Origin of the sequence: Micromonospora sp. NPDC004540 (assembly GCF_040610095.1) — a bacterium.
Classification (GTDB): Bacteria; Actinomycetota; Actinomycetes; order Mycobacteriales; family Micromonosporaceae; genus Micromonospora.
On sequence record NZ_JBEXLR010000049.1, the window covers coordinates 22,482 to 45,243 of the forward strand.

General features: G+C 74.6%; 22 protein-coding genes and 1 riboswitch. Of the genes, 20 read left to right on the forward strand and 2 right to left on the reverse strand.

Translation table 11 applies throughout. The annotated features are described in order from the left end of the window. Positions 1-98: 98 nt before the first annotated feature. From pyrF to ABZV78_RS17950, 13 genes are all read left to right on the forward strand, one after another. A complete protein-coding gene (pyrF, locus tag ABZV78_RS17890) occupies positions 99-935 on the forward strand; it encodes an orotidine-5'-phosphate decarboxylase (RefSeq protein ID WP_355639817.1) in 837 nt (278 codons plus the stop codon). A gap of 179 nt (positions 936-1,114) precedes the next feature. Further along, on the forward strand, positions 1,115-1,432 hold the full coding sequence (gene mihF, locus ABZV78_RS17895) for an integration host factor, actinobacterial type (RefSeq protein ID WP_013285515.1): 318 nt from the start codon (positions 1,115-1,117) through the stop codon (positions 1,430-1,432). Between the two features lie 25 nt (positions 1,433-1,457). Continuing rightward, positions 1,458-1,991: a guanylate kinase gene (locus ABZV78_RS17900; RefSeq protein WP_355639819.1), complete on the forward strand. Its 534-nt coding sequence runs from the start codon at positions 1,458-1,460 to the stop codon at positions 1,989-1,991. A 46-nt stretch (positions 1,992-2,037) separates the two neighbouring features. After that, positions 2,038-2,301, forward strand: a complete 264-nt coding sequence (gene rpoZ, locus ABZV78_RS17905) for a DNA-directed RNA polymerase subunit omega (RefSeq protein ID WP_007075826.1) — start codon at positions 2,038-2,040, stop codon at positions 2,299-2,301. A 15-nt stretch (positions 2,302-2,316) separates the two neighbouring features. Next, positions 2,317-3,525 carry a bifunctional phosphopantothenoylcysteine decarboxylase/phosphopantothenate--cysteine ligase CoaBC gene (gene coaBC, locus ABZV78_RS17910; RefSeq protein ID WP_355639821.1) on the forward strand — a complete coding sequence of 403 codons (1,209 nt, stop codon included), beginning with the start codon at positions 2,317-2,319 and terminating at the stop codon, positions 3,523-3,525. An 82-nt stretch (positions 3,526-3,607) separates the two neighbouring features. Continuing rightward, positions 3,608-4,813: a methionine adenosyltransferase gene (gene metK, locus ABZV78_RS17915; protein ID WP_355639823.1), complete on the forward strand. Its 1,206-nt coding sequence runs from the start codon at positions 3,608-3,610 to the stop codon at positions 4,811-4,813. Positions 4,814-4,872: 59 nt separating this feature from the next. Next, entirely contained in the window at positions 4,873-6,810 is a 1,938-nt protein-coding gene (locus ABZV78_RS17920) for a primosomal protein N' (RefSeq protein WP_355639825.1), read from the forward strand. A 226-nt stretch (positions 6,811-7,036) separates the two neighbouring features. Then, on the forward strand, positions 7,037-8,020 hold the full coding sequence (locus ABZV78_RS17925) for an AAA family ATPase (RefSeq protein ID WP_355639827.1): 984 nt from the start codon (positions 7,037-7,039) through the stop codon (positions 8,018-8,020). An 81-nt stretch (positions 8,021-8,101) separates the two neighbouring features. Then, complete coding sequence (locus tag ABZV78_RS17930; protein ID WP_355639829.1) at positions 8,102-9,376, forward strand: cytochrome P450; 1,275 nt, start codon at positions 8,102-8,104, stop codon at positions 9,374-9,376. 42 nt (positions 9,377-9,418) lie between these two features. Then, positions 9,419-9,979, forward strand: coding sequence for a peptide deformylase (gene def / locus ABZV78_RS17935; protein WP_091263792.1), 561 nt, complete (start codon positions 9,419-9,421; stop codon positions 9,977-9,979). A gap of 5 nt (positions 9,980-9,984) precedes the next feature. Next, on the forward strand, positions 9,985-10,911 hold the full coding sequence (gene fmt / locus ABZV78_RS17940) for a methionyl-tRNA formyltransferase (RefSeq protein WP_355639848.1): 927 nt from the start codon (positions 9,985-9,987) through the stop codon (positions 10,909-10,911). Beyond that, positions 10,866-12,356, forward strand: coding sequence for a transcription antitermination factor NusB (locus tag ABZV78_RS17945; protein WP_355639850.1), 1,491 nt, complete (start codon positions 10,866-10,868; stop codon positions 12,354-12,356). The genes fmt and ABZV78_RS17945 overlap by 46 nt, the downstream gene beginning before the upstream one ends. A 217-nt stretch (positions 12,357-12,573) precedes the next feature. Continuing rightward, positions 12,574-14,313 carry a M28 family peptidase gene (locus ABZV78_RS17950; RefSeq protein ID WP_355639831.1) on the forward strand — a complete coding sequence of 580 codons (1,740 nt, stop codon included), beginning with the start codon at positions 12,574-12,576 and terminating at the stop codon, positions 14,311-14,313. Positions 14,314-14,356: 43 nt separating this feature from the next. On the opposite strand, the gene ABZV78_RS17955 is transcribed toward ABZV78_RS17950, so the two are convergent. Both ABZV78_RS17955 and ABZV78_RS17960 read right to left on the reverse strand, forming a co-directional pair. Beyond that, positions 14,357-15,244 (reverse strand): septum formation family protein, encoded by an 888-nt coding sequence (locus tag ABZV78_RS17955; RefSeq protein ID WP_355639833.1) that lies wholly within the window; start codon positions 15,242-15,244, stop codon positions 14,357-14,359. Between the two features lie 87 nt (positions 15,245-15,331). Continuing rightward, positions 15,332-16,219, reverse strand: coding sequence for a septum formation family protein (locus ABZV78_RS17960; RefSeq protein WP_355639835.1), 888 nt, complete (start codon positions 16,217-16,219; stop codon positions 15,332-15,334). A 259-nt stretch (positions 16,220-16,478) separates the two neighbouring features. Here ABZV78_RS17960 and rpe point away from each other — a divergent pair, with 259 nt between their 5' ends. From rpe to ribH, 7 genes are all read left to right on the forward strand, one after another. Continuing rightward, positions 16,479-17,159 (forward strand): ribulose-phosphate 3-epimerase, encoded by a 681-nt coding sequence (gene rpe, locus ABZV78_RS17965; protein WP_355639837.1) that lies wholly within the window; start codon positions 16,479-16,481, stop codon positions 17,157-17,159. A 1-nt stretch (position 17,160) separates the two neighbouring features. Then, entirely contained in the window at positions 17,161-18,117 is a 957-nt protein-coding gene (locus ABZV78_RS17970; protein ID WP_091263806.1) for a response regulator, read from the forward strand. 75 nt (positions 18,118-18,192) lie between these two features. Next, positions 18,193-18,365: riboswitch (FMN riboswitch) on the forward strand. Positions 18,366-18,531: 166 nt separating this feature from the next. Continuing rightward, positions 18,532-19,593 (forward strand): bifunctional diaminohydroxyphosphoribosylaminopyrimidine deaminase/5-amino-6-(5-phosphoribosylamino)uracil reductase RibD, encoded by a 1,062-nt coding sequence (gene ribD, locus ABZV78_RS17975; RefSeq protein WP_355639839.1) that lies wholly within the window; start codon positions 18,532-18,534, stop codon positions 19,591-19,593. Between the two features lies 1 nt (position 19,594). Then, positions 19,595-20,206, forward strand: a complete 612-nt coding sequence (locus ABZV78_RS17980) for a riboflavin synthase (protein ID WP_355639840.1) — start codon at positions 19,595-19,597, stop codon at positions 20,204-20,206. Further along, positions 20,206-20,901 (forward strand): nicotinamide riboside transporter PnuC, encoded by a 696-nt coding sequence (gene pnuC / locus ABZV78_RS17985; protein ID WP_355639852.1) that lies wholly within the window; start codon positions 20,206-20,208, stop codon positions 20,899-20,901. Before ABZV78_RS17980 ends, pnuC begins: the two co-directional genes overlap by 1 nt. Then, positions 20,898-22,163 carry a bifunctional 3,4-dihydroxy-2-butanone-4-phosphate synthase/GTP cyclohydrolase II gene (locus tag ABZV78_RS17990; protein ID WP_355639842.1) on the forward strand — a complete coding sequence of 422 codons (1,266 nt, stop codon included), beginning with the start codon at positions 20,898-20,900 and terminating at the stop codon, positions 22,161-22,163. Before pnuC ends, ABZV78_RS17990 begins: the two co-directional genes overlap by 4 nt. A gap of 2 nt (positions 22,164-22,165) precedes the next feature. Further along, positions 22,166-22,666 carry a 6,7-dimethyl-8-ribityllumazine synthase gene (gene ribH / locus ABZV78_RS17995; RefSeq protein WP_355639844.1) on the forward strand — a complete coding sequence of 167 codons (501 nt, stop codon included), beginning with the start codon at positions 22,166-22,168 and terminating at the stop codon, positions 22,664-22,666. Positions 22,667-22,762 lie beyond the last annotated feature (96 nt).

Below are 22,762 nucleotides of genomic sequence, written 5' to 3' on the forward strand. Positions count from 1 at the left end.
GGCCGCCCGGGCCGGCCGGCGGACGGAACGACCGGCGGCGGGACGCCGTCGCCGGAGACGACGCGGCCCGACGCCGCGCCAGGAGAGGGAGAGACGCGATGGAGACCTTCGGCGCCCGCCTGCACCGGGCCGTGACCGAGCGGGGACCGCTCTGCGTGGGGATCGACCCGCACCCCGGGCTGCTGACCCGCTGGGGGCTGCCTGACGACGTCGAGGGCCTCGACCGGTTCTGCCGGATCGTGGTGGAGGCCATCGGCGACCAGGTGGCCGTCGTCAAGCCCCAGTCGGCGTTCTTCGAGCGCTTCGGCGCGCGTGGTGTCGGAATTCTTGAGTCAACTATCCGACAGTTGCGAAATTCGGGCTCGCTCGTTCTCCTCGACGTCAAGCGCGGCGACATCGGCTCGACGGTCAGCGCGTACGCCTCGGCGTACCTCGATCCATCCAGCTCGCTGTATGTCGACGCCGTCACCGCGAGCCCCTACCTGGGGGTGGGCTCGCTCGCGCCGATGTTCGAGCTGGCGGCCGCGCACGGCGGCGGCGTCTTCGTCCTGGCGCTCACCTCGAACCCCGAGGGAGCCGCCGTGCAGCGCGCCGTGGGGGCCGACGGGCGCACCGTGGCGCAGACTGTCATCGACGAGATTTCCCAGCTCAACCGGGGTGCCGAGCCTCTCGGCAGCTTCGGCCTGGTGGTCGGCGCGACGATCGGTGACACGGGTCACGACCTCGCCGCGGTGAACGGTCCGCTGCTCGCCCCGGGGCTCGGCGCGCAGGGCGCGACGGCCGCCGACCTGCGTACCGTCTTCGGCTCCAGCCTGCCCTCGGTGCTGCCGTCGTACTCCCGCGAGGTGCTGGGCGCGGGGCCCGACCAGGCCGCCCTGCGGGCCGCCACCGACCGGGTGCTGGCCGAGTGCCGGGCCGCCCTGGCCACCGCATGACTGACTGACGGCTCGGTCACTTTCCGTTGATCTTCGCGCGTCCACGTTGCCGAAAACTCCGTTGACCGCTAGTTTTCCCCGCGCTGGGAACCACGGACCCCTTTGGTTGCCAGCGACACCACGTTTCACAGATGCGGCGGTGCGCCCCGCCCGTCGTACTAGGGACCTGAGGAGAACTGGTGCCGCTCCCGTCACTGACCCCCGAGCAGCGCGCTGCCGCGCTGGAGAAGGCCGCGGAGATCCGCAAGGCCCGTGCTGAGCTGAAGGAGCAGCTCAAGCAGGGCAAGACCACCCTCGCCACCGTCCTCGAGCGGGCCGAGTCCGACGACGTCGTGGGCAAGCTGAAGGTTTCGGCCGTGCTCCAGGCGATGCCGGGCATCGGCAAGATCCGAGCCACCCAGATCATGGAGAAGCTCAAGATCGCCGACAGCCGCCGGCTGCGTGGCCTGGGCGAGCAGCAGCGCAAGGCGCTGCTTGGAGAGTTCGCCGCCAACTGAACGGCCCACCGTGTAGAAACAAGCGGTGAGCATGGATGACGAGGCGCGCCCGGCGGCTCGGCTCACTGTCCTGGCCGGACCTTCGGGGGCCGGCGGGGGGAGTGTCGTCGAGCTGGTCCGGGCGCGCTTTCCGTCCGTGTGGGTGCCGGTCGCCGCGACCACCCGGCCGGCCTGCCCCGGCGAGGTGGACGGCGTCGACCGGCTCTTCCTCGACCCGACCGGCTTCGACCGCATGGTCGCGGACGACGAGCTGCTGGAATGGAGCCGGATCGGGCCGTACCGGCGCGGGGTGCCGCGCGCGGGCGTGCGGGCCCGGCTCGCCGAGGGGCGGCCGGTGCTGCTCCCGCTCGACCTGCCGGGCGCGCTCGCCGTCCGGGCCGTGGCGCCGGACGCGCGGCTGGTGCTGCTCACCCCGCCCGGCTACGGGCCGGACCCGGCCGTCGCGGCCGCCTTCGCACACGCCGTGCTGCACGACCGGACCGAGCGCGCGGCCGAGGAGCTGGTAGGCTTGCTCGGTTCTTCCTTCCTGGCTCCGGCCCGACCGCGCCCGAGCGGTTGAGAGGCCACCGCCTCCGGGCGGTGCACAAAGACGCAGAGGTTATTTCGTGGGATCCATCGCCAACCCCGAGGGCATCACCAACCCGCCGATCGACGAGCTCCTCGAGAAGACCACCTCGAAGTATGCGCTGGTCATCTTCGCCGCCAAGCGCGCGCGCCAGGTCAACGCCTACTACAGCCAGCTCGGCGAGGGCCTGCTGGAGTACGTCGGCCCGCTGGTGGAGACCACCCCCCAGGAGAAGCCGCTCTCCATCGCCATGCGCGAGATCAACGCGGGTCTGCTCACCGCCGAGCCGACCGACCAGCCGTAAGCCCCGCCCGCGCCGATGGCCGCCGAGATCGTCCTCGGGGTCGGTGGCGGCATCGCCGCCTACAAGGCGTGTGAGCTGCTCCGGCTCTTCACCGAGTCCGGCCACCGGGTCCGGGTCGTGCCGACCGCGTCGGCGCTCCGCTTCGTCGGGGCGCCGACCTGGGCCGCGCTCTCCGGCCAGCCGGTCGCCGACGACGTCTGGTCCGACGTGCACGAGGTGCCGCACGTCCGCCTCGGGCAGCACGCCGACCTGGTCGTGGTGGTGCCCACCACCGCCGACCTGCTCGCCAAGGCCGCCCACGGCCTCGCCGACGACCTGCTCACCAACACCCTGCTGACCGCGCGCTGCCCGGTGGTGCTGGCGCCGGCCATGCACACCGAGATGTGGGAGCACCCGGCCACCGTCGCCAACGTGGCCACCCTGCGGTCCCGCGGCGTCGTGGTGATCGAGCCCGCGGTCGGCCGGCTCACCGGCAAGGACACCGGCAAGGGCCGGCTGCCCGACCCGGCCGAGATCTTCGCGGTCGCCCGGCGGGCCCTCGCCCGCGGCGGCGCCGCCCCGGCCGACCTGGTCGGCCGTCACGTGGTGGTCACCGCCGGCGGCACCAGGGAGCCGCTCGACCCGGTCCGCTTCCTCGGCAACCGCTCCTCCGGCAAGCAGGGCTACGCCTTCGCCCGCGCCGCCGTGGCCCGGGGCGCCCGGGTCACCCTGGTCTCGGCCAACGTCGCGCTCGCCGACCCGGCCGGCGCGGACGTGGTGCGGGTGGGCAGCACCGAGGAGCTGCGCAAGGCGACCCTGGAGGCGGCCGCCGGCGCGGACGCCGTGGTGATGGCCGCCGCGCCCGCCGATTTCCGCCCGGCGACCTACGCGCCCGGTAAGATCAAGAAGTCGGACGACGGCAGCGCGCCCACCATCGAGCTGGTCACCAACCCGGACATCGCGGCCGAGCTGGGCCGGCGCCGGCGGCCGGAGCAGGTGCTGGTGGTCTTCGCCGCGGAGACCGGCGACGCCGAGGCCAACGGCCGGGCCAAGCTCGCCCGCAAGCGCGCCGACCTCATCGTGATCAACGAGGTGGGCGTGGACAAGGTCTTCGGGGCCGAGACCAACGCCGCCACGGTGATCGGGGCGGACGGGTCGGTGCACCGGATGCCCGAGCAGCCCAAGGAGGACCTGGCCGACGCCGTCTGGGACCTCGTGGTCGCCCGGTTGCGGGAGCCGTCCTGACGGTTGGTCACAGTCGGTTCCCCGGGTCACCCTGGGAGCACGGTGACTAAACTGCCGCCGAGCGACCTTTAAAAGTCTTCACATGCTTAGGAGTGCCGTGACACGTCTCTTCACGTCCGAATCGGTCACGGAAGGCCACCCGGACAAGATCGCCGACCAGATCAGTGACGGCATTCTCGACGCACTGCTCGCCCAGGACCCGCACAGCCGGGTCGCGGTCGAGACCCTGATCACCACCGGCCAGGTGCACGTGGCCGGCGAGGTGACCACGAAGGCGTACGCCGACATCCCGACCATCGTGCGGGACACCATCCTGTCGATCGGCTACGACTCGTCGAAGAAGGGCTTCGACGGCGCCTCCTGCGGCGTCAGCGTCTCCATCGGCGCCCAGTCGGCGGACATCGCGCAGGGCGTGGACAACGCGTTCGAGCTGCGTACCGGCTCGTCGGAGAGCGCGCTGGACGCGCAGGGCGCCGGCGACCAGGGCATGATGTTCGGCTTCGCCTGCTCCGAGACGCCCGAGCTGATGCCGCTGCCGATCGCGCTCGCCCACCGGCTGGCCCGCCGGCTCGCCCAGGTGCGCAAGGACGGCACCATCCCCTACCTGCGGCCGGACGGCAAGACCCAGGTGACCATCGAGTACGACGGGCTTCGGCCGGTCCGGCTCGACACGGTCGTGGTCTCCAGCCAGCACGCGGCCGACATCTCGCTCGAGTCGCTGCTCACCCCGGACGTCCGCGACCACGTCATCACCCCCGAGCTGGAGGGCCTCGGCCTCGACACCGAGGGCTACCGGCTGCTGGTCAACCCGACCGGGCGCTTCGAGATCGGCGGCCCGATGGGCGACGCCGGCCTCACCGGCCGGAAGATCATCGTCGACACCTACGGCGGCTACGCCCGGCACGGTGGCGGCGCGTTCTCCGGCAAGGACCCGTCGAAGGTGGACCGCTCCGCCGCGTACGCGATGCGCTGGGTGGCCAAGAACGTGGTCGCCGCCGGCCTGGCCGAGCGCTGCGAGGCGCAGGTCGCGTACGCGATCGGCAAGGCCCACCCGGTGAGCCTGTTCATCGAGACGTTCGGCACCGAGACCGTGCCGGTCGCCTCGATCGAGAAGGCCGTCGCCGAGGTCTTCGACCTGCGCCCGGCCGCGATCATCCGCGACCTCAACCTGCTCCGCCCGATCTACCAGCAGACCGCCGCCTACGGCCACTTCGGCCGGGAGCTGCCGGACCTGACCTGGGAGAGCACCGACCGGGCCGCCGACCTCAAGTCGGCCGCGGGAGCCTGACCGCCACCAGGCGCGGCGACCGGCGACCCGCCGAGGGGTCGCCGGTCGCTCGCGTCTGCGTGGACGTGCCCCTGCCGCACCTCGACCGCCCCTTCGACTACCTCGTCCCCGACACCCTGGACGCGGACGCCCGGCCCGGGGTGCGGGTGAAGGTCCGCTTCGCCGGGCAGCTCGTGGACGGCTGGCTGCTGGAGCGCGTCGCGGAGTCCGCGCATCCCCGGCTGGCGTACCTGGAGAAGGTGGTCTCCCCGGTGCCGGTGCTGGCGCCGGAGGTGGCCGAGCTGGCCCGCGCGGTCGCCGACCGCTACGCCGGCAGCCTCGCCGACGTGCTGCGGCTCGCCGTCCCGCCCCGGCACGCCCGGGTCGAGAAGGACGTCACCGCGACCGACGCGGCCGGCGCCGACGACGCCCCGCCGACCGCCGCCGGGCACGCTGCCGAGCCGGTCGATCCGCGCGGCTGGCGGGACTACCCGGCCGGGCCGGCCCTGCTGCGCGCCCTCACCGCCGGCCGGGCGCCCCGGGCCGTCTGGTCCGCGCTGCCCGGCGAGGACTGGGCCGACCGGTACGCCGACGCCGTGGCCGCCACCGTGGCCGGCGGCCGCGGCGCCGTGGTCGTGGTGGCCGACGCCCGGGACCTGGACCGCCTGGACGCCGCCCTGACCGCCCTCCTCGGGCCCGGGCGGCACGCCTGCCTCACCGCGGCGGCCGGACCGGCCCGCCGCTACCGCGCCTTCCTGGCCGCCCGCCGCGGCGACGTGCCCGTGGTGATCGGCACCCGGGCGGCCATGTTCGCCCCGGTCGAGCGGCTCGGCCTCGTCGCCGTCTGGGACGACGGCGACGACCTGCACGCCGAGCCCCGGGCGCCCTATCCGCACGCCCGTGAGGTGCTGCTCACCCGGGCCCAGCTCGCCGGCGCCGCCGCGCTGGTGGGCGGCTACGCCCGCACCGCCGAGGCCCAGTTGCTGGTGGAGACCGGCTGGGCCCGCGAGGTGGTCGCCGACCGGGCGACCGTACGGGCCCGGATGCCGGCCATCGCGCCGACCGGGGACGACCCGCACCTGGCCCGGGACCCGGGGGCCGCCTCCGCCCGGCTGCCCAGCCTGGCCTGGACCACCGCCCGGGACGCGCTCCGCGCCGACCTGCCGGTGCTCGTGCAGGTGCCCCGCCGCGGCTACCTGCCGTCGGTGGCCTGCGCCGACTGCCGGGCCCCGGCCCGCTGCCCGCACTGCGCCGGGCCGCTGGGCCTGCCGTCCGCCGAGGGGGTGCCCGCCTGCCGCTGGTGCGGCCGGGTCGCCGCCGCGTACGCCTGCCCGGAGTGCGGCGGGCGGCGGCTGCGCGCCTCGGTCACCGGCGCCCGGCGGACCGCCGAGGAGCTGGGCCGGGCCTTCCCGGGGGTGCCGGTGCGCACCTCCGGGCGGGAGGAGGTGCTGGCGACGGTGCCGGCCGGCGCCGGCCTGGTGATCGCCACCCCCGGCGCGGAGCCGGTCGCCGAGGGCGGCTACGGGGCGGTGCTGCTGCTCGACTCGTGGGCCCTGCTCACCCGGGCCGACCTGCGGGCCGGGGAGGAGGCGCTGCGCCGCTGGCTGGCCGCCGCCGCGCTGGCCCGGCCCGGGCCGGCCGGCGGCCGCGTGGTGGTGGTCGCCGACGGCGCCCTGGCACCGGTGCAGGCGCTGCTGCGCTGGGACTCCGCCTGGTTCGCCACCCGGGAACTGGCCGAGCGCCGCGAGCTGGGCTTCCCGCCGGCAGTGCGGATGGCCAGCGTCACGGGGCTGGCCGACGCGGTGGCGGACCTGCTGGCCGGCACCCGGCTGCCCGACGGCGCCGAGGTGCTCGGCCCGGTGCCGGCCGACGAGGGGCGGGAACGGATGCTGGTCCGGGTGCCCCGGGCCCGGGCCGCCGCCCTGGCCGGGGCGCTGCACGCCGCCGCCGGGCAGCGCAGCGCCCGCAAGGCGGCCGACCCGGTCCGGCTCCAGATCGACCCGCTCAGCCTGTTCTGACCCGGTTCGCCGCCCGTGACGCGGAGCACCCGGCGCATGGCGTACGGTCGTGACCTGGGGTTTGGCGGACACGTCGTCCGGCAAATGGGTGGACAACGCGTGATAGCATCGCCCGTCATGCCCAGGCGCACGACGGCTCCCGGGCGCGGCGCGGCGAAGCGGGAGTGCGTCGAGCCGACGCGGATTCGATGATGTCAATCAGCCGGTGATCAGGGGTGGACCAGTCGTGACCGTTCGTCAGTCGATCGTCTTCAACGGTGACCTCGGCAGCGGCAAGAGCACCGTTTCCGTCGAGATCGCCAAGCGGCTGGGGCTGCGCCGGGTCAGCGTCGGCGACCTCTACCGCCAGATGGCCCAGGACCGGCAGATGACCGCCCTCCAGCTCAACCTGCACGCCGAGCTGGACCAGGCCGTCGACGGCTTCGTCGACCAGCTCCAGCGGGACATCGCCGCCTCCGGCGAGAGCCTGGTGATGGACTCCCGGCTGGCCTGGCACTTCTTCACCGACGCGCTCAAGGTGCACATGATCACCGAGCCGACCGAGGCGGCCCGGCGGGTGCTCGCCCGCCCGTCCGGCCCGGCGGAGAGCTACACCTCGCTGGAGGAGGCGAAGGCCAAGCTCCTGGAGCGCAGCGAGAGCGAGCGCGGCCGGTTCATCGTGCGCTACGGCGTCGACAAGGCCCGGCTGCGCAACTACGACCTGATCTGCGACACCACCCGGGCCACCCCGGAGCAGGTGATCCAGCACGTGATCGACGTCTACGAGGGGCGGCTCGGCGCCGACGTGCTGCGCGACGGCCAGCCGCTTCTGCTGCTCGACCCGGCCCGGGTCTACCCCACCGAGGACATCGCCACCCTGCGCGGGCTGTGGGACTCGGAGTTCGTCGGCGAGGTGGCCGGGTCCGGCGACGAGGCCCTGGAGCCGCTGACCATCGGCTACACCGGCGAGTACTTCTTCGTGGTCGACGGCCACCGCCGGCTCAGCGCCGCCCTGCAGAGCGGCTTCCCGCTGGTCCCCGCCCGGCTGGTCGCCGAGGTCGAGGAGCCGGTGGTCGGCGGGCTGAGCGCGGTCGACTTCTTCGCCGCCCAGGCCCGGCCCAGCCTGATCCACGACTGGGAGGCCGCGCACGGCCTCCAGCTGCCGCTGCCCGAGCACGCCCTGCTCGGCGGGGACGCGGTGCTGGCGGGGGAGCCGGGCGCCGGCGCCTGACCGGGGCGCCCGGGCCACGGGATCGCCGGATCGGGCCGGCGGGAGCATGATGGAGGCTTCCGACGCCCGGGGAGGCCGACCGTGGACCCTGCCGACGCCCTCGCCCTGCTGCTGTCCCCCGAGGGACGGGTGAACCCCTACCCGACCTACGAGCGGCTGCGCGACCACGGATCGGTGGTCCAGGCCGGGCCGGCGTTCCACCTGGTCACGGGCTACCCGGAGGCGGACGCGATCCTGCGCGACGCCCGGTTCGGGGTGATGGACGACGACCTGCGCGACCAGTTCCTCCCCGGCTGGCGGGAGAGCCCCGCCGTCGCCTCGATCTCCCGCTCGATGCTGCGCACCAACCCGCCCGACCACAGCCGGATGCGGCGGCTGGCGGCCGGCGCCTTCACCCCGCGCCGGATCGCCGCCATGCGGGACGTGGTCGAGGCGCAGGCCGACGAGCTGGTCGAGGGGATGCTGGCCCGCGCCGGTGCGGGCGAGCCGGTCGACTTCATGGCCGAGTTCGCGTACCCGCTGCCGGTGGCGGTGATCTGCGCGCTGCTCGGCGTGCCGGCGGCGGACCGGCCGCTGTTCCGGCGCTGGGCCACCGACCTGACCGGGGTGCTGGAGCCGGAGATCAGCCCGGACGAGCTGGCCCTCGCCGACCGGGGCGCCACCGAGCTGCGGGACTACTTCACCGACCTGGTCGCGGCCCGCCGACGCGCCCCGGCCGACGACCTGACCACCGCGCTGGTCCAGGCGCACGACACCGACGGCGACCGGCTCACCGGCGACGAGCTGCTGTCGAACCTGGTCGTCCTCCTGGTCGCCGGCTTCGAGACCACCACCAACCTGCTCGGCAACGGCCTCGTGGTGCTGCTCAACCACCCGGCCGCGGCGGCCACGCTGCGCGAGCACCCCGAGTTCGCCCCCGGCTACGTCGAGGAGCTGCTGCGCTACGACTCGCCGGTGCAGCTCACCTCGCGGATGAGCACCGAACCCACCCGCTACGGCGGGGTGGACCTGCCCGCCGGGAGCTGGCTCATCGTGCTGCTCGGCGCCGCCAACCGGGATCCCGGCCGCTACCCGGAGCCGGACCGGTTCGACCCCGGGCGCCCGCCGGTGCACCCGCTCTCCTTCGGCGCCGGCCCGCACTACTGCCTCGGCGCCGGCCTGGCCCGGCTGGAGGCGCAGGTGGCGTTCCCGCTGCTGCTGCGCCGGCTGCCCGGCCTCGCCCTGGCCGGGCCGGGGGAGCGGCGGGTCCGGCTCACCCTGCGCGGATACGCCACCCTGCCGGTCACCGTCGGTGACGACGCGTCCCCGGTCACCGATCGCGGTACGCCGGCCGGGGCGACCGGATCGACTCCGTAGACTGGTACGGCACCACCCGTCCCAGACAAGGAGCCACTCCGCGTGACCGTCCAGCCCATCCGTCTGTTCGGCGATCCGGTGCTGCGCACGCCGGCCGACCCGGTCGTCGACTTCGACGCCGAGCTGCGCAAGCTGATCGCCGACCTGACCGACACGATGCGCGAGCAGAGCGGCGCCGGCCTGGCCGCGCCGCAGCTCGGGGTGGGCCTGCGGGTGTTCACCTTCGACGTGGACGACGTCCTCGGGCACCTGGTCAACCCGGTGCTGGAGTTCCCGGACGAGGAGGAGCAGGACGGCCCGGAGGGCTGCCTGTCCATCCCGGGGCTCTACTTCGACACCAAGCGTCGGCAGAACGTCATCGCCAAGGGCTTCAACGGCTACGGCGATCCGCTGCAGATCGTCGGCACCGGCCTGATGGCCCGCTGCGTGCAGCACGAGACCGACCACCTCGACGGGGTGCTCTTCGTCGACCGGCTCGACCCGGCCGGCCGCAAGGAGGCCATGAAGGCGATCCGCCAGGCCGAGTGGTACGACGAGGCGGCCCCGCCGACCGTCAAGCTCAGCCCACACGCCGCCGGCAACCCGTTCGGCCTGGGGCGGTGACCCGGATGCGCCTGGTCTTCGCGGGCACGCCGGCCGTCGCCGTGCCCGCGCTGGACGCCATCGCCGCCTCCGGCCACGAGCTGCTCGCCGTGGTCACCCGCCCCGACGCCCCCGCCGGCCGGGGCCGGGGCCTGCTGCGCTCCCCGGTCGGCGCCTGGGCCGACGCGCACGGCGTCGAGGTGCTCACCCCGGCGCGGCCGCGGGAGCCCGAGTTCCTCGACCGGCTCCGCGAGCTGGCCCCGGACTGCGTGCCGGTGGTCGCCTACGGCGCGCTGGTGCCGCCCGCGGCGCTGGAGATCCCGCGGCTCGGCTGGATCAACCTGCACTTCTCGCTGCTGCCGGCCTGGCGCGGCGCGGCGCCCGTGCAGCACGCCGTGCTGCACGGCGACGAGCTGACCGGGGCCAGCGTCTTCCAGCTGGAAGCGGGGCTGGACACCGGCCCGGTCTACGGCACGGTGACCGACGAGATCCGGCCCGCCGACACCTCCGGCGACCTGCTGGAGCGGCTCGCCCACTCCGGGGCCGGCCTGCTGGTCGCGGTGCTCGACGCGCTGGCGGCCGGCACGGCCCGGGCCGAGCCGCAGCCGGCCGACGGGGTCTCCCTCGCGCCGAAGCTGACCGTGGAGGACGCCCGGGTCCGCTGGGCCGATCCGGCCTTCGCGGTGGACCGCCGGATCCGCGCCTGCACCCCGGCCCCCGGCCCGTGGACCACCTTCCGCGGCGACCGGGTCAAGCTCGGCCCGGTCACCCCGGTGGCCAACGGCCCGGAGCTGAAGCCCGGCGAGCTGCTGGTGGAGAAGTCCCGGGTGCTGGCCGGCACGGCCACCGTCCCGGTGCAGCTCGGCGAGGTGCGCGCGGCCGGCAAGAAGGCCATGTCGGCCGGCGACTGGGCGCGCGGCGCCCGGGTCGCCGCCGGCGAGGTGCTCGCGTGACCCGGCCCGACGAGCCGCGGGGCGAGCGCCCCCGCGGGGGGCGTTTCGGCGCCGACCGGCGCGGCGGCCCCCGGCGTCCGGTCCGGCCGGCCGTGGACCTGCCCCGGCACGTCGCCTACCAGGCGATCGCGGCGGTGCACCGGGACGACGCGTACGCCAACCTGGTGCTGCCGGCGCTGCTCCGCGACGAGGGGCTGACCGGCCGGGACGCCGCGTTCGCCACCGAGCTGACCTACGGCACGCTGCGGCACACCGGCACCCTGGACGCGATCATCACCGACGCGGCCGGCCGGGACGTGCAGCGGATCGACCCGCCGGTGCGGGACGCGCTGCGGCTCGGGACGTACCAGCTGCTGCACACCCGGGTGCCGGCGCACGCGGCCGTGTCGTCCACCGTGGACCTGGTTCGCACGGTCGGGCCCGGTGCCACCGGCTTCGCCAACGCGGTGCTCCGCGAGGTGGCCAGCCGGGACGTGGACGGCTGGGTGGCGAAGCTCGCCCCGTCCGAGGAGACCGACCCGATCGGCCACCTGGCGCTGGCGTACAGCCATCCGCAGTGGATCGTCCGGGCCTTCGCCGAGGCGCTCGGCGGCGACCTGCGCGAGACGGCCCGCCTGCTCATCGAAGACAACGAGCGCCCGCCGGTGCACCTGTGCGCCCGGCCCGGGCTGGCCGACCCGGTGGCGCTGGCCGACGAGGTCGGCGGGGCGCCCGGCGCGTTCTCGCCGTACGCGGTCTACCTCTCCGGCGGCGCGCCGGGTGAGCTGGCGGCGGTGACCGAGGGGCGCGCGCACGTCCAGGACGAGGGCTCCCAGCTGGTGGCGAACGCGCTCGCGGTGGCGCCGCTGGACGGCCCGGACGGCCGCTGGCTCGACCTCTGCGCCGGCCCCGGCGGCAAGGCCGGCCTGCTCGGCGCCCTGGCCGCGGAGCGCGGCGCCCGGCTCACCGCGGTCGAGGTCGCCGAGCACCGGGCCCGGCTGGTGGCCCAGGCCACGAGGGGCCTGCCGGTTGCCGTGCTGAACACCGACGGGCGCACGGTCGGCGCCGATCCGAAGCTGCCGGAGGAGCACTTCGACCGGGTGCTGGTCGACGCCCCGTGCACCGGGCTCGGCTCGTTGCGCCGCCGGCCGGAGTCCCGCTGGCGCCGCCAGCCGTCGGACCTGCCGCCGCTGACCCGGCTGCAGCGGGAGCTGCTCACCGCCGCGCTGCGCGCGGTCCGGCCCGGCGGCCTGGTCGCGTACGTGACCTGCTCGCCGCACACCGTGGAGACGCACGTGACGGTCACCGAGGCGTCCCGCCGGTGCGGCTTCCCGGTCGACTTCGTCGACGCCCGCCCGCTGCTGCCCGCCGGCATGCCCGGCCTGGGGGACGGGCCGACCGTCCAGCTGTGGCCGCAGCGGCACGGCACCGACGCGATGTTCCTGGCGGTGCTGCGCAGGGGCTGAGCGCGGACCCGGTCGACGGGTCAGATGTCCACATGTGAACGCGGAGCGGGGCCGGCCACGCCGGTCCCGCTCCGCGCCATGTGACACCCCCGTTGACTCCTACATCGATACATGTAACTGTTCCGATCACCGGTCCGCCGACGCCGAGGCTCCCACCGGGGCCTACGGGTCGCGCCACCCCGCCAGCACGTCCCGCCGACCCCCACGAGGAGTCTCCATGAGACGCAGCACGCCGACCGCGGGCCTCGCGCTCGCCCTCTTCGCCACCGTGACGGCGACCCTGGCCGCCCCGGCCGCCTCCGCCGCCCCCGCGCCGGTGACCGCCGCCCCCGCGCTGGCCGCCGCCGCGCCGGACATCTCGGTGACCAACGTCCAGGCCCACCTCACCCAGCTCAACAGCATCGCCAGCAGCAACGGCGGCAACCGGCGGGCCGGCTCGGCCGGCTACACCGCCTCGGTCAGCTACGTGAAGGCCAAGCTCCAGGCCGCCGGCTACACGGTCACCGAGCAGGTCTGCACGACCTGCACCTACCGGTCGAACAACCTGATCGCCGAGTGGCCGCAGGGCCCGACCGACCAGGTGGTCATGTTCGGCGCGCACCTGGACAGCGTCTCCGCCGGGCCGGGCATCAACGACAACGGCTCCGGCTCGGCCACCCTGCTGGAGAACGCGCTGGTCCTCGCCCAGCAGAACCCGAGCATGACCAAGCGGGTCCGGTTCGCCTGGTGGACCGACGAGGAGCAGGGCCTCAACGGCTCGGAGTTCTACGTCAACTCGCTCAGCGCCACCCAGCGGGGCTACATCAAGGGCTACTACAACTTCGACATGGTCGGCTCGACCAACGGTGGCTACTTCATCAACCGGCTCACCTCCACCACGGCGGCGCCGCTGAAGGCGTACTGGGACTCGCTCAACCTCCAGCCGGAGGAGAACGTCGAGGGCCAGGGCCGCTCCGACGACTACTCCTTCCAGCAGGCCGGCATCCCCACCTCCGGCTACGCGGCGGGCGCCAGCGCGCGCAAGACCAGCGCCCAGGCCGCCAAGTGGGGTGGCACCGCCAACTCCGCGTACGACCCCTGCTACCACCGCTCCTGCGACACCACCGGCAACATCAGCGCGACGGTGCTCAACCGCGGCGCCGACGGGGTGGCGTACGCGCTCTGGCAGCTCGCGGTCGGCGGCGGTACCCCGACCAACGACTTCTCCGTCGCGGTGAGCCCCACCTCCGGCAGCGTCGCCCGGGGCGGCTCCACCACGGCCACGGTCAGCACCGCCACCACCAGCGGCAGCGCCCAGACCGTGAGCCTGTCGGCCACGGGCGCCCCGAGCGGGGTGACGGTGAGCTTCAGCCCGTCCTCGGTCACCTCGGGCGGCTCGGCCACCATGACGGTCAGCGCCTCCGCGACGGCGACCACCGGCACCTTCACCGTCACGGTCACCGGCACGGGCTCGGTCACCCGCAGCGCCGCCTACACCCTCACGGTGACCGGCACCGGCGGCTGCGCTGGCGGCCAGCTCATCGGCAACAGCAGCTTCGAGTCGGGCAGCACGCCGTGGACGGCCACCTCGGGTGTCATCACGAACTCGTCGAGCCAGGCGGCCCGGACCGGCTCCTACAAGGCGTGGCTGGACGGCTACGGCAGCAGCCACACCGACACGCTGGCGCAGTCGGTGACCATCCCGGTCGGGTGCGCCAGCTACACGCTGTCGTTCTGGCTGCACATCGACACGGCCGAGACGACCGGCTCGACGGCGTACGACAAGCTGACCGTGCAGGTCGGCACGACCACGCTGGCGACGTACTCGAACCTCAACGCCGCGAGCGGCTACGCGCAGCGCAGCTTCAACCTGGCGGCGTACGCCGGGCAGACCGTGACGCTGAAGTGGACCGGGGTGGAGGACGCCTCGCTCCAGACCAGCTTCGTCATCGACGACGTCACGCTCCAGGTCGGCTGAGCGATCCGGGCGGGGTGGGCCGGCAGGCCCGCCCCGCTCCCGCTCAGGTGACCGGCAGGGCCTTGCTGCCGCCGCCCTTGAGCGAGCGGGTCAGCGTGCGGTCCGAGACCCAGAGGAAGCACTGCACGCCGCGGTCGCCATCCTTCCAGTCCTGCTCGAAGGGGTGGTAGATGATCGTGCCGGCCCGGTAGACCATGTCGCCGTTGTTCGGCACCTTGACGTACTTCGCGATCAGCCCGCGGCACCCCTTGTGCGCCCGCAGCGAGGTGCGCACGAACTCGGCGTAGCTGATGTCGGGGAAGCGGTAGACCCCGACGAACTCGGCGTGGTGCTTGGCGGTGCAGGCGACCGGCCGCATCTCCGCCACGCGGTCCTTGACGAGCTTCGGGTTGAAGCAGCCCAGCGCCAGCGGCGAGCCCGCCTTCAGGGCGTTGCGCAGGCTGCCGCTGCGGGCGGTGACGCTGCCGTCGTCCAGGCTGGCCACCTCGGCTACGTCGCAGCGGAACCAGCGGGCCCCGCCGGTCCACGCCTGGGCCGACGGGAAGACCACCGACAGCCGCAGCCGGCCCGAGCGCCAGTCGGCGCCGACCGCCTTGTTGACCTGCTTGGCGCACTCGGCGTGCGCGGTCCGGGTGCCGGCCGAGCCGGCCCGCGGGGGAGCGCCGCGCCCGGCGTCCGGGCCGGTCAGCGTGCCCACGTGCAGCGTCTCGGCGCGGTGCGTGGCGGCGCAGTCGACCGGGTTGTAGCCGCTCAGGTAGCCGACGTCCTGGATGGTGGGGTGGCAGGCGCCGGCCTCGGGCACGAAGGCCACCGGGGCGCCGAAGGCCGGCCAGTCGTCGGCCAGGTCCCGGTCGACGCCGGCCGGCGCGCAGCCGCCGAGCGCCAACGCCGCCGTCACGCCCACGGCGACCGCCGCCCACCATCGCCGCATCGCGACCGACCTCCCCGTCGTCCGTGGTCGCGCGACCGGCGCGGAGCGCCGGGTACGCCTCGGCGGTGCAGCATACGGCACCGGGGCTCAGATGACGGGTAGTCCCTCCGGGCCGGCGCCGCGCATCGACCGGGTCAGCTTCCGGTCGTCGCTCCACAGGAAACAGCGCACCCCCCGGTCGCCCTCCTCCCACTCCCGCTGGGACGGCGGGTAGAAGATCGAACCGGCCCGGTACGGCAGGTCGGCGTTGTTCGGTACCGCGGCGAAGGCGGCGATCAGCGCCATGCAGCGGCGGTGCACCTGGGAGGCGGACCGGGTGAAGTCCGGCCAGCTCATGTCCCGCTCCTCGAAGACGCCGACGAACTCGGCGCGGTGCGGCTCGGTGCAGAGCACCGGGGCCATGTAGTTGAGGTTCTCGCCGATCAGCTTCGGGTCGAAACAGCGGTGGACCAGCGAGTTGTCGCCCACCATGGCGCCGCGCAGGCTGCCCACCCGGTTGACCGGCCGGGTGTTGTCGATGCTGTCGGTCTCGGACAGGTCGCAGCGGAACCAGCGGGCGCCGGCCACCCAGGCGGTCACCGGGGGCAGCGCGATGTTCAGGGTGAGCCGGGCGGAGTGCCAGTCCCCGCCGATCACCTCGCGGGCCCGCTGGTCGCACTCGGCGCGCGCGGTCCGCAGCGCGGGCGAGCCGGGCTCCGGCCGGGCGCCCTGCGCCGCCGGCCCGGTGAAGGTGCCGACGTGCACGGCCTCGGCCAGGTGGCTGCCCGCGCAGTCGACCGTCTCGTAGGTGGCGGCCTGCACCACGGCGGTGAGCCGGGGCAGGCAGGCGTCCGTGGCCGGGATGAACAGGCGCGGCGCCGGCAGCGCGGCCCAGTCGTCGGTGAGGTCCCCGTCGGCCCGGTGCGGGGGGACACAGCCGGCCAGGACCAGCGTCGCCGTGCCGGCCAGCGCCAGCGCCAGGAGCCACCGTCGCATCGTCCGCCCTTCCCGGGAGATGACCGCCGGTCGCCGCGGCCCGTGCGGCGTTCCCCGCGACCGGGCGTGCAGCATATGTGACCGTCCCTGTAGGAGTTTCGCCGTGTTTCGATCGATCGGCCAGTCGCCGATGGCTTTTCGTGTCGATTCTCCGCGCCGGACGGGCCGATTCTGCACCGGCGGTCACGTCCGGGTCACAGCGGGTCCCCGACGGTGCCGCCCTGCGGGCCGGGGGTGACCGCGTTCGTACACTGGCCCGGTGACCGTACCGCCGCTGATCGTCGCGCCCAGCATCCTGGCCGCCGACTTCGCCCGCCTGGCCGACGAGGTCCGCGCCGTCGAGCACGCCGCCGACTGGCTGCACGTGGACGTCATGGACAACCACTTCGTGCCCAACCTGACCATCGGGCTGCCGGTGGTGCAGAGCCTGCGCGCGGCGACCGAGCTTCCCTTCGACGTGCACCTCATGATCGAGGACCCGCGCCGCTGGGCGCCCGGGTACGCCGACGCGGGGGCGTACAACGTCACGTTCCACGCCGAGGCGTGCGACGACCCGGTGGCGCTGGCCAAGGACCTGCGCTCGGCCGGGTCGAAGGCGGGGCTGGCGATCGACCGGGACACTCCGATCGAGCCGTACCTGGACCTGCTACCGAGCTTCGACACGCTGCTGATCATGACGATCAAGGCCGGCTTCGGCGGCCAACGGTTCATCCCCCAGTTGCTCGACAAGGTGCGCGCCGCCCGGCGGCACGTCGCGAGCGGCCACCTGGAGCTGCGCATCGAGGTGGACGGCGGGATCGCCGCGGACACCATCGAACAGGCCGCCGCGGCGGGCGCCGACGCCTTCGTCGCCGGCACCGCCGTCTACGGCGCCGACGACCCGGCCGAGGCGGTCCGCCGGCTGCGCGGCCTGGCGGAACGCGCGACGACCGGGGCCTGAGATGGATCCGGCCGGCGACCGACCCGACGTCATCCTGGTCGTCGACGACGACGAGGACATCGCCCGCTTCGTCGAGTTCAACCTGCGGCTGCACGGCTTCGAGGTGCTGCACGCCGGCGACGGCCAGGAGGCCCTGGAGGTCATCGAGCGGCACCGGCCGGACCTGGCCGTGGTCGACCTCATGATGCCCCGGATCGACGGCCTGGAGCTGACCCGCCGGCTGCGCGCCGACCCGATGACCTCGGCCCTGCCGGTGATCATGCTGACCGCCAAGGGGATGACCTCCGACAAGGTCAACGGCCTCAGCGCGGGCGCGGACGACTACCTGGTCAAGCCCTTCGACACCGCCGAACTGGTCGCCCGGGTCAGCTCCACGCTGCGCCGCAACAAGGAGTTCCGGGAGGTCTCCCCGCTGACCGGCCTGCCCGGCAACAGCCGGATCCGGCGGGAGATCAGCGACCGGGTGCGCAGCGGCGTCGACTACGCCGTCGGCTACATCGACATCGACCGGTTCAAGAGCGTCAACGACCGGTACGGCTTCGTGCGCGGCGACGAGTTCATCTCCGCGCTGGCCCGCAGCCTGCACCGGGCGGTGGTCTCGATCGGCCTGCCGCCGGCCTTCCTCGGCCACGTCGGCGGCGACGACTTCGTCATCGTCTGCACCCCGTCCCAGGTCCGGCCGCTGACCAGCCGGGCCGTGGTCGACTTCGAGAAGGCCGCCGACGCCCTCTACGACCCGACCGACCGGGAGCGCGGCTTCGTCGAGCTGAAGGACCGGCGGGGCAACATCCGCCGCGCCGCCCTGGTCACCCTCTCCATCGGCGTCTCCCTGTCCGACTCCGGCAAACGCTTCACCGACCCGCTCGAGGCGATCGCCGTCGCCTCCGAGATGAAGACGGTCGCCAAGAGCCAACCCGGGTCATACGTCGCGGTCGACCGGCGCCGGGGCGTGACGTGACGATCCGGTTGTGAGGTAGCTCGCCTCTGTGGCGCGACGCCCCGCCCGGCGTGTAAGACTTCCCGTGTACCCACCACGCGCTGGCGGGGCTCGGTGAAATTCCGAACCGGCGGTGATCCACGGTCCGACCGTGGTAAGCCCGCGACCCGGACGGCTTCGGCCGGACGGTGGACCTGGTGAGAATCCGGGGCCGACGGTTGGGGTGCGGCTCGTCCGCCCCCAGAAAGTCCGGATGGGAGACAGCGCGCGGGACGGGGAGGGCCCCTGCCGGGCGCTGAGCACCCTCAGCCGCCGCGTGGGCTCCCCGGGGTCGGCTCCGCCGTCCCCGGATCTCCGCCGCCGCGTGTCCGCGGCATCCTGCCGCCTTCTCCCGAACCCGCCCGCGCGACCGGCGAGCGAGAGGACAGGCTGGCGATGGCGAGCGTCTCCGTGGACGAGGCGATGCGTCGCGCGATCGCGCTGGCCGCCCGCGGCCTCGGCGCGACCAGCCCCAACCCGGTGGTCGGCTGCGTCCTGCTGGACGCCGACGGCGAGGTCGTGGGCGAGGGCTTCCACGCCTACGCGGGCGGTCCGCACGCCGAGATCGTCGCGCTGGCCCAGGCGGGCAGGCGGGCCCGTGGCGGCACCGCCGTGGTCACCCTGGAACCGTGCGACCACACCGGCCGCACCGGCCCCTGCAGCCACGCGCTCATCGCCGCCGGCGTCGCCCGCGTGGTGGTCGCCGTCCCGGACCCCAACCCGGTCGCCTCCGGCGGCGCGGCCACCCTGCGCGCCGCCGGCGTCCAGGTCGAGGTCGGGGTACGCGCCGAGGAGGCCGAGGCCGGCAACATCGCCTGGCTCACCTCGATGCGCCGCGGCTGGCCGTACCTGATCTGGAAGTACGCGGCCACCCTCGACGGGCGCTCCGCGGCGGCCGACGGCACCAGCATGTGGATCACCTCCGAGGCGGCCCGGATCGACGTGCACGCCCTGCGCGGCACCGTCGACGCGGTGATCGCCGGGGTGGGCACCGTGCTCGCCGACGACCCCCGGCTCACCGCCCGCAACCTGCGCGACGGCACCCTCGCCATCCGGCAGCCGCTGCGCGTGGTGGTGGACAGTTCGGGGCGTACCCCGGTCGCGGCCCGGGTCCGCGACGGCGCCGCCCGGACCTGGGTGGCCACCGCCGAGGAGGTCGGGGCCGGCCCCGACGGCCGGGTCGACCTCGCGGCGCTGCTCGCGGAGCTGCACCACCGCGGCGTGCGGGCCGCGCTGCTGGAGGGCGGTCCCACCCTGGCCGGCGCGTTCCTCGCCGCCGGCCTGGTCGACAAGATCGTCGGGTACGTCGCGCCGAAGCTGCTCGGCGCCGGCCCGACCGCGCTGCTGGACGCCGGCGTGACCACCATCGCCGACGCCATCGACCTGGAGCTCACCGACGTTACGCAGGTCGGTCCCGACCTGCGGATCACCGCGCTGCCCCGGAAGAGGGAGGCCTGACATGTTCACCGGCATCGTCGAGGAACTGGGCGAGATCGTCCGGACCACCGACACCGGGGGTGACTCGGCGCTGGTCGCGGTCCGCGGCCCGCTGGTCACCTCGGACGCCCGGCACGGCGACTCCATCGCGGTCAACGGGGTCTGTCTCACCGTGGTCGACGTCGACGGCGGCGTCTTCACCGCCGACGTGATGGGGGAGACCCTGCGCCGCACCGCGCTCGGCGCGCTGCGCCCCGGCGACCCGGTCAACCTGGAGCGGGCCGCCGCGCTGAACAGCCGCCTCGGCGGCCACCTGGTGCAGGGGCACGTCGACGGGGTCGGCGAGCTGCTGAGCCGGGAGCCGGCCGCGCAGTGGGAGACGGTCCGGTTCCGGCTGCCCGCCGGCCTGTCCCGCTACGTGGTGGAGAAGGGCTCGATCACCGTCGACGGCATCTCGCTGACCGTCGCCGGGGTCGGCGACGACTGGTTCTCGGTCGGGCTGATCCCCACCACCCTCAAGCTCACCACCCTCGGCGCCAGGGGCGTCGGCGACCCGGTCAACCTCGAGGTGGACGTGCTGGCCAAGTACGTCGAGCGGCTGCTCGGCGACCGCGCGGCGGCGGGTGACCGGTGATGGGCCCGCTCGGCTGGCTGCTCGACGCCCAGGTGCACGTGGCCGGCTCGCCGGTGCTGGTCCGGGAGATCGTCGGCAACGTATTCGGCCTCGCCTCGGCGCTGCTCGGGCTGCGCCGGGTGGTCTGGGCCTGGCCGGTCGGCATGATCGGCAACGCGCTGCTGTTCACCGTCTTCCTCGGCGGGGTGTTCGCCACCCCCCAGGCGCACGACCTCTACGGCCAGGCCGGCCGGCAGGTCTTCTTCTTCGCGGTCAGCGTCTACGGCTGGTGGCGCTGGTCGCGCAACCGCCGGGCCAGTGGCGGGGAGCAGCCGGCGGTCGTCCCGCGCTGGGCCACCTGGCGCGAGCGGCTGGGCCTGCTCGCCGCCGCGGTGGTCGGCACCGCGGCCGCCTACCCGGTGCTGGCCGCGCTCGGCTCCTGGGGGCCGCTGCCGGACGCCTGGATCCTGGTCGGCAGCCTGCTCGCCACCTACGGCATGGCCCGCGGCTGGGTGGAGTTCTGGCTGATCTGGATCGCCGTCGACGCGGTCGGCGTGCCGCTGCTGCTCCAGGGCGGCTTCTACCCGTCGGCCGCCATGTACCTGGTCTACGGCGGGTTCTGCGCCGCCGGCCTGTACGCCTGGTGGCGCACGTCCCGGGCGACTCCGCCCGCCCGCACCCCGATCCCGCCGACGTACTCGGAGGCCGTGGCATGAGCACTTTCGGGAGCATCGAGCAGGCGGTGGCGGACATCGCCGCCGGCCGGCCCGTCGTCGTGGTCGACGACGAGGACCGGGAGAACGAGGGCGACCTGATCTTCGCGGCCGAGCTGGCCACCCCGGAGCTGGTCGCGTTCATGGTCCGCTACACCTCCGGCTACATCTGCGTGCCGCTCACCGAGAGCGAGTGCGACCGGCTGGACCTGCCGCCCATGCACCACACCAACCAGGACCGGCGGGGCACCGCCTACACGGTGACCGTGGACGCCCGGGAGGGGATCAGCACCGGCATCTCCGCCGCCGACCGGTCGCACACCATCCGGCTGCTCGCCGCCCCGTCGACCGACCCGACCGACCTGGCCCGGCCCGGGCACGTGGTGCCGCTGCGCGCCCGGCAGGGCGGGGTGCTGCGCCGCCCCGGGCACACCGAGGCGGCCGTGGACCTGACCCGGCTGGCCGGGCTGCGCCCGGCCGGGGTGCTCTGCGAGCTGGTCAACGACGACGGCACGATGATGCGCCTGCCCGACCTGGAGAAGTTCTGCGCCGAGCACGGGCTGACCCTGGTCACCATCGCCGACCTGATCGCCTACCGGCGGCGCACCGAGAAGCAGGTCGAGCAGGTCGCCGAGGCGCGGATGCCCACCCCGTACGGGGTGTTCCAGGCGCTCGGCTACCGCGCCGAGCACGACCCCGCCGAGCACGTGGCGCTGGTCATGGGCGACCTCGGCGACGGGAAGGACGTGCTCGTGCGGGTGCACTCCGAGTGCCTCACCGGGGACGTCTTCGGCTCGCTGCGCTGCGACTGCGGGCCGCAGTTGCAGGCCGCGCTGGCCCGGGTGGCCCAGGAGGGCCGCGGCGTGGTGCTCTACGTGCGCGGGCACGAGGGGCGGGGCATCGGCCTGCTGCACAAGCTCCAGGCCTACCAGCTCCAGGACCAGGGCCGGGACACCGTGGACGCGAACCTCGACCTGGGGCTGCCGGCCGACGCCCGGGACTACGGGACCGGCGCGCAGATCCTCTACGACCTCGGCGTCCGCTCGATGCGGCTGCTGACCAACAACCCCGCCAAGCGGGCCGGCCTGGAGGGGTACGGCCTCACGGTGAGCGGCCGGGAGGGGCTGCCCGTGCGGTCCAATCCGGAGAACGTCCGCTACCTGCGGACCAAGCGGGACCGGATGGGCCACCTCCTGGAGGGGCTGGACGAGGTGACTGAGGCGCCGATGGGCCGCCCGGTCGCCGCCGACGAGATCGGAGCGTAGACATGGCGGGTTTCGGCGAACCGGGCGTGGCCGCGGTGGACGCCGGCGGGCTGACCGTCGGCATCGTGGCCGCGCGCTGGCACGGCGACCTCACCGACCACATGGTCGACCGTGCGGTGGCCGCCGCCGAGGCGTGCGGCGCGCGGTCGGTGGTGGCCAGGGTGGCCGGCTCGGTCGAGCTGCCCGTGGTGGCCCAGGCGATGGCCCGGCGGTACGACGTGGTGGTCGCCCTCGGCGTGGTGGTGCGGGGCGCCACCGCGCACTTCGACTACGTCTGCCAGTCGGTCACCGAGGGGCTGACCCGGGTGGCGCTGGACGAGGGCAAGCCGGTGGCGCACGGGGTGCTCACCGTGGACACCATCGAGCAGGCCCGGGACCGGGCCGGGCTGCCCGGCTCGGCGGAGGACAAGGGCTGGGCGGCCACCGTGGCCGCGCTGGACGCCGCGCTGGCCGTCCGCGGCCTGGGCGTCACGAACGGCCAGCGGGTCGGCTTCGGTATCTGAGCCCACGCGACACGACTTCCCACACACGGCCGACGGGCCGCCCTCGGAGCCAGATCGTCGGGTACGGCAACAAGTGCGTGGACGTGGCCGGCGCCA

Coding starts and splice junctions, on each gene's coding strand:
- ribH (WP_355639844.1), top strand. CDS start 22,166: ATGGCGGGTTTCGGCGAACCGGGCGTGGCCGCGGTGGACGCCGGCGGG.
- ABZV78_RS17950 (WP_355639831.1), top strand. CDS start 12,574: ATGAGACGCAGCACGCCGACCGCGGGCCTCGCGCTCGCCCTCTTCGCC.
- coaBC (WP_355639821.1), top strand. CDS start 2,317: ATGGCCGCCGAGATCGTCCTCGGGGTCGGTGGCGGCATCGCCGCCTAC.
- pyrF (WP_355639817.1), top strand. CDS start 99: ATGGAGACCTTCGGCGCCCGCCTGCACCGGGCCGTGACCGAGCGGGGA.
- fmt (WP_355639848.1), top strand. CDS start 9,985: ATGCGCCTGGTCTTCGCGGGCACGCCGGCCGTCGCCGTGCCCGCGCTG.
- ribD (WP_355639839.1), top strand. CDS start 18,532: ATGGCGAGCGTCTCCGTGGACGAGGCGATGCGTCGCGCGATCGCGCTG.
- metK (WP_355639823.1), top strand. CDS start 3,608: ATGCTTAGGAGTGCCGTGACACGTCTCTTCACGTCCGAATCGGTCACG.
- ABZV78_RS17960 (WP_355639835.1), bottom strand. CDS start 16,219: ATGCGACGGTGGCTCCTGGCGCTGGCGCTGGCCGGCACGGCGACGCTG.
- ABZV78_RS17970 (WP_091263806.1), top strand. CDS start 17,161: ATGGATCCGGCCGGCGACCGACCCGACGTCATCCTGGTCGTCGACGAC.
- pnuC (WP_355639852.1), top strand. CDS start 20,206: ATGGGCCCGCTCGGCTGGCTGCTCGACGCCCAGGTGCACGTGGCCGGC.
- ABZV78_RS17990 (WP_355639842.1), top strand. CDS start 20,898: ATGAGCACTTTCGGGAGCATCGAGCAGGCGGTGGCGGACATCGCCGCC.
- ABZV78_RS17955 (WP_355639833.1), bottom strand. CDS start 15,244: ATGCGGCGATGGTGGGCGGCGGTCGCCGTGGGCGTGACGGCGGCGTTG.
- ABZV78_RS17980 (WP_355639840.1), top strand. CDS start 19,595: ATGTTCACCGGCATCGTCGAGGAACTGGGCGAGATCGTCCGGACCACC.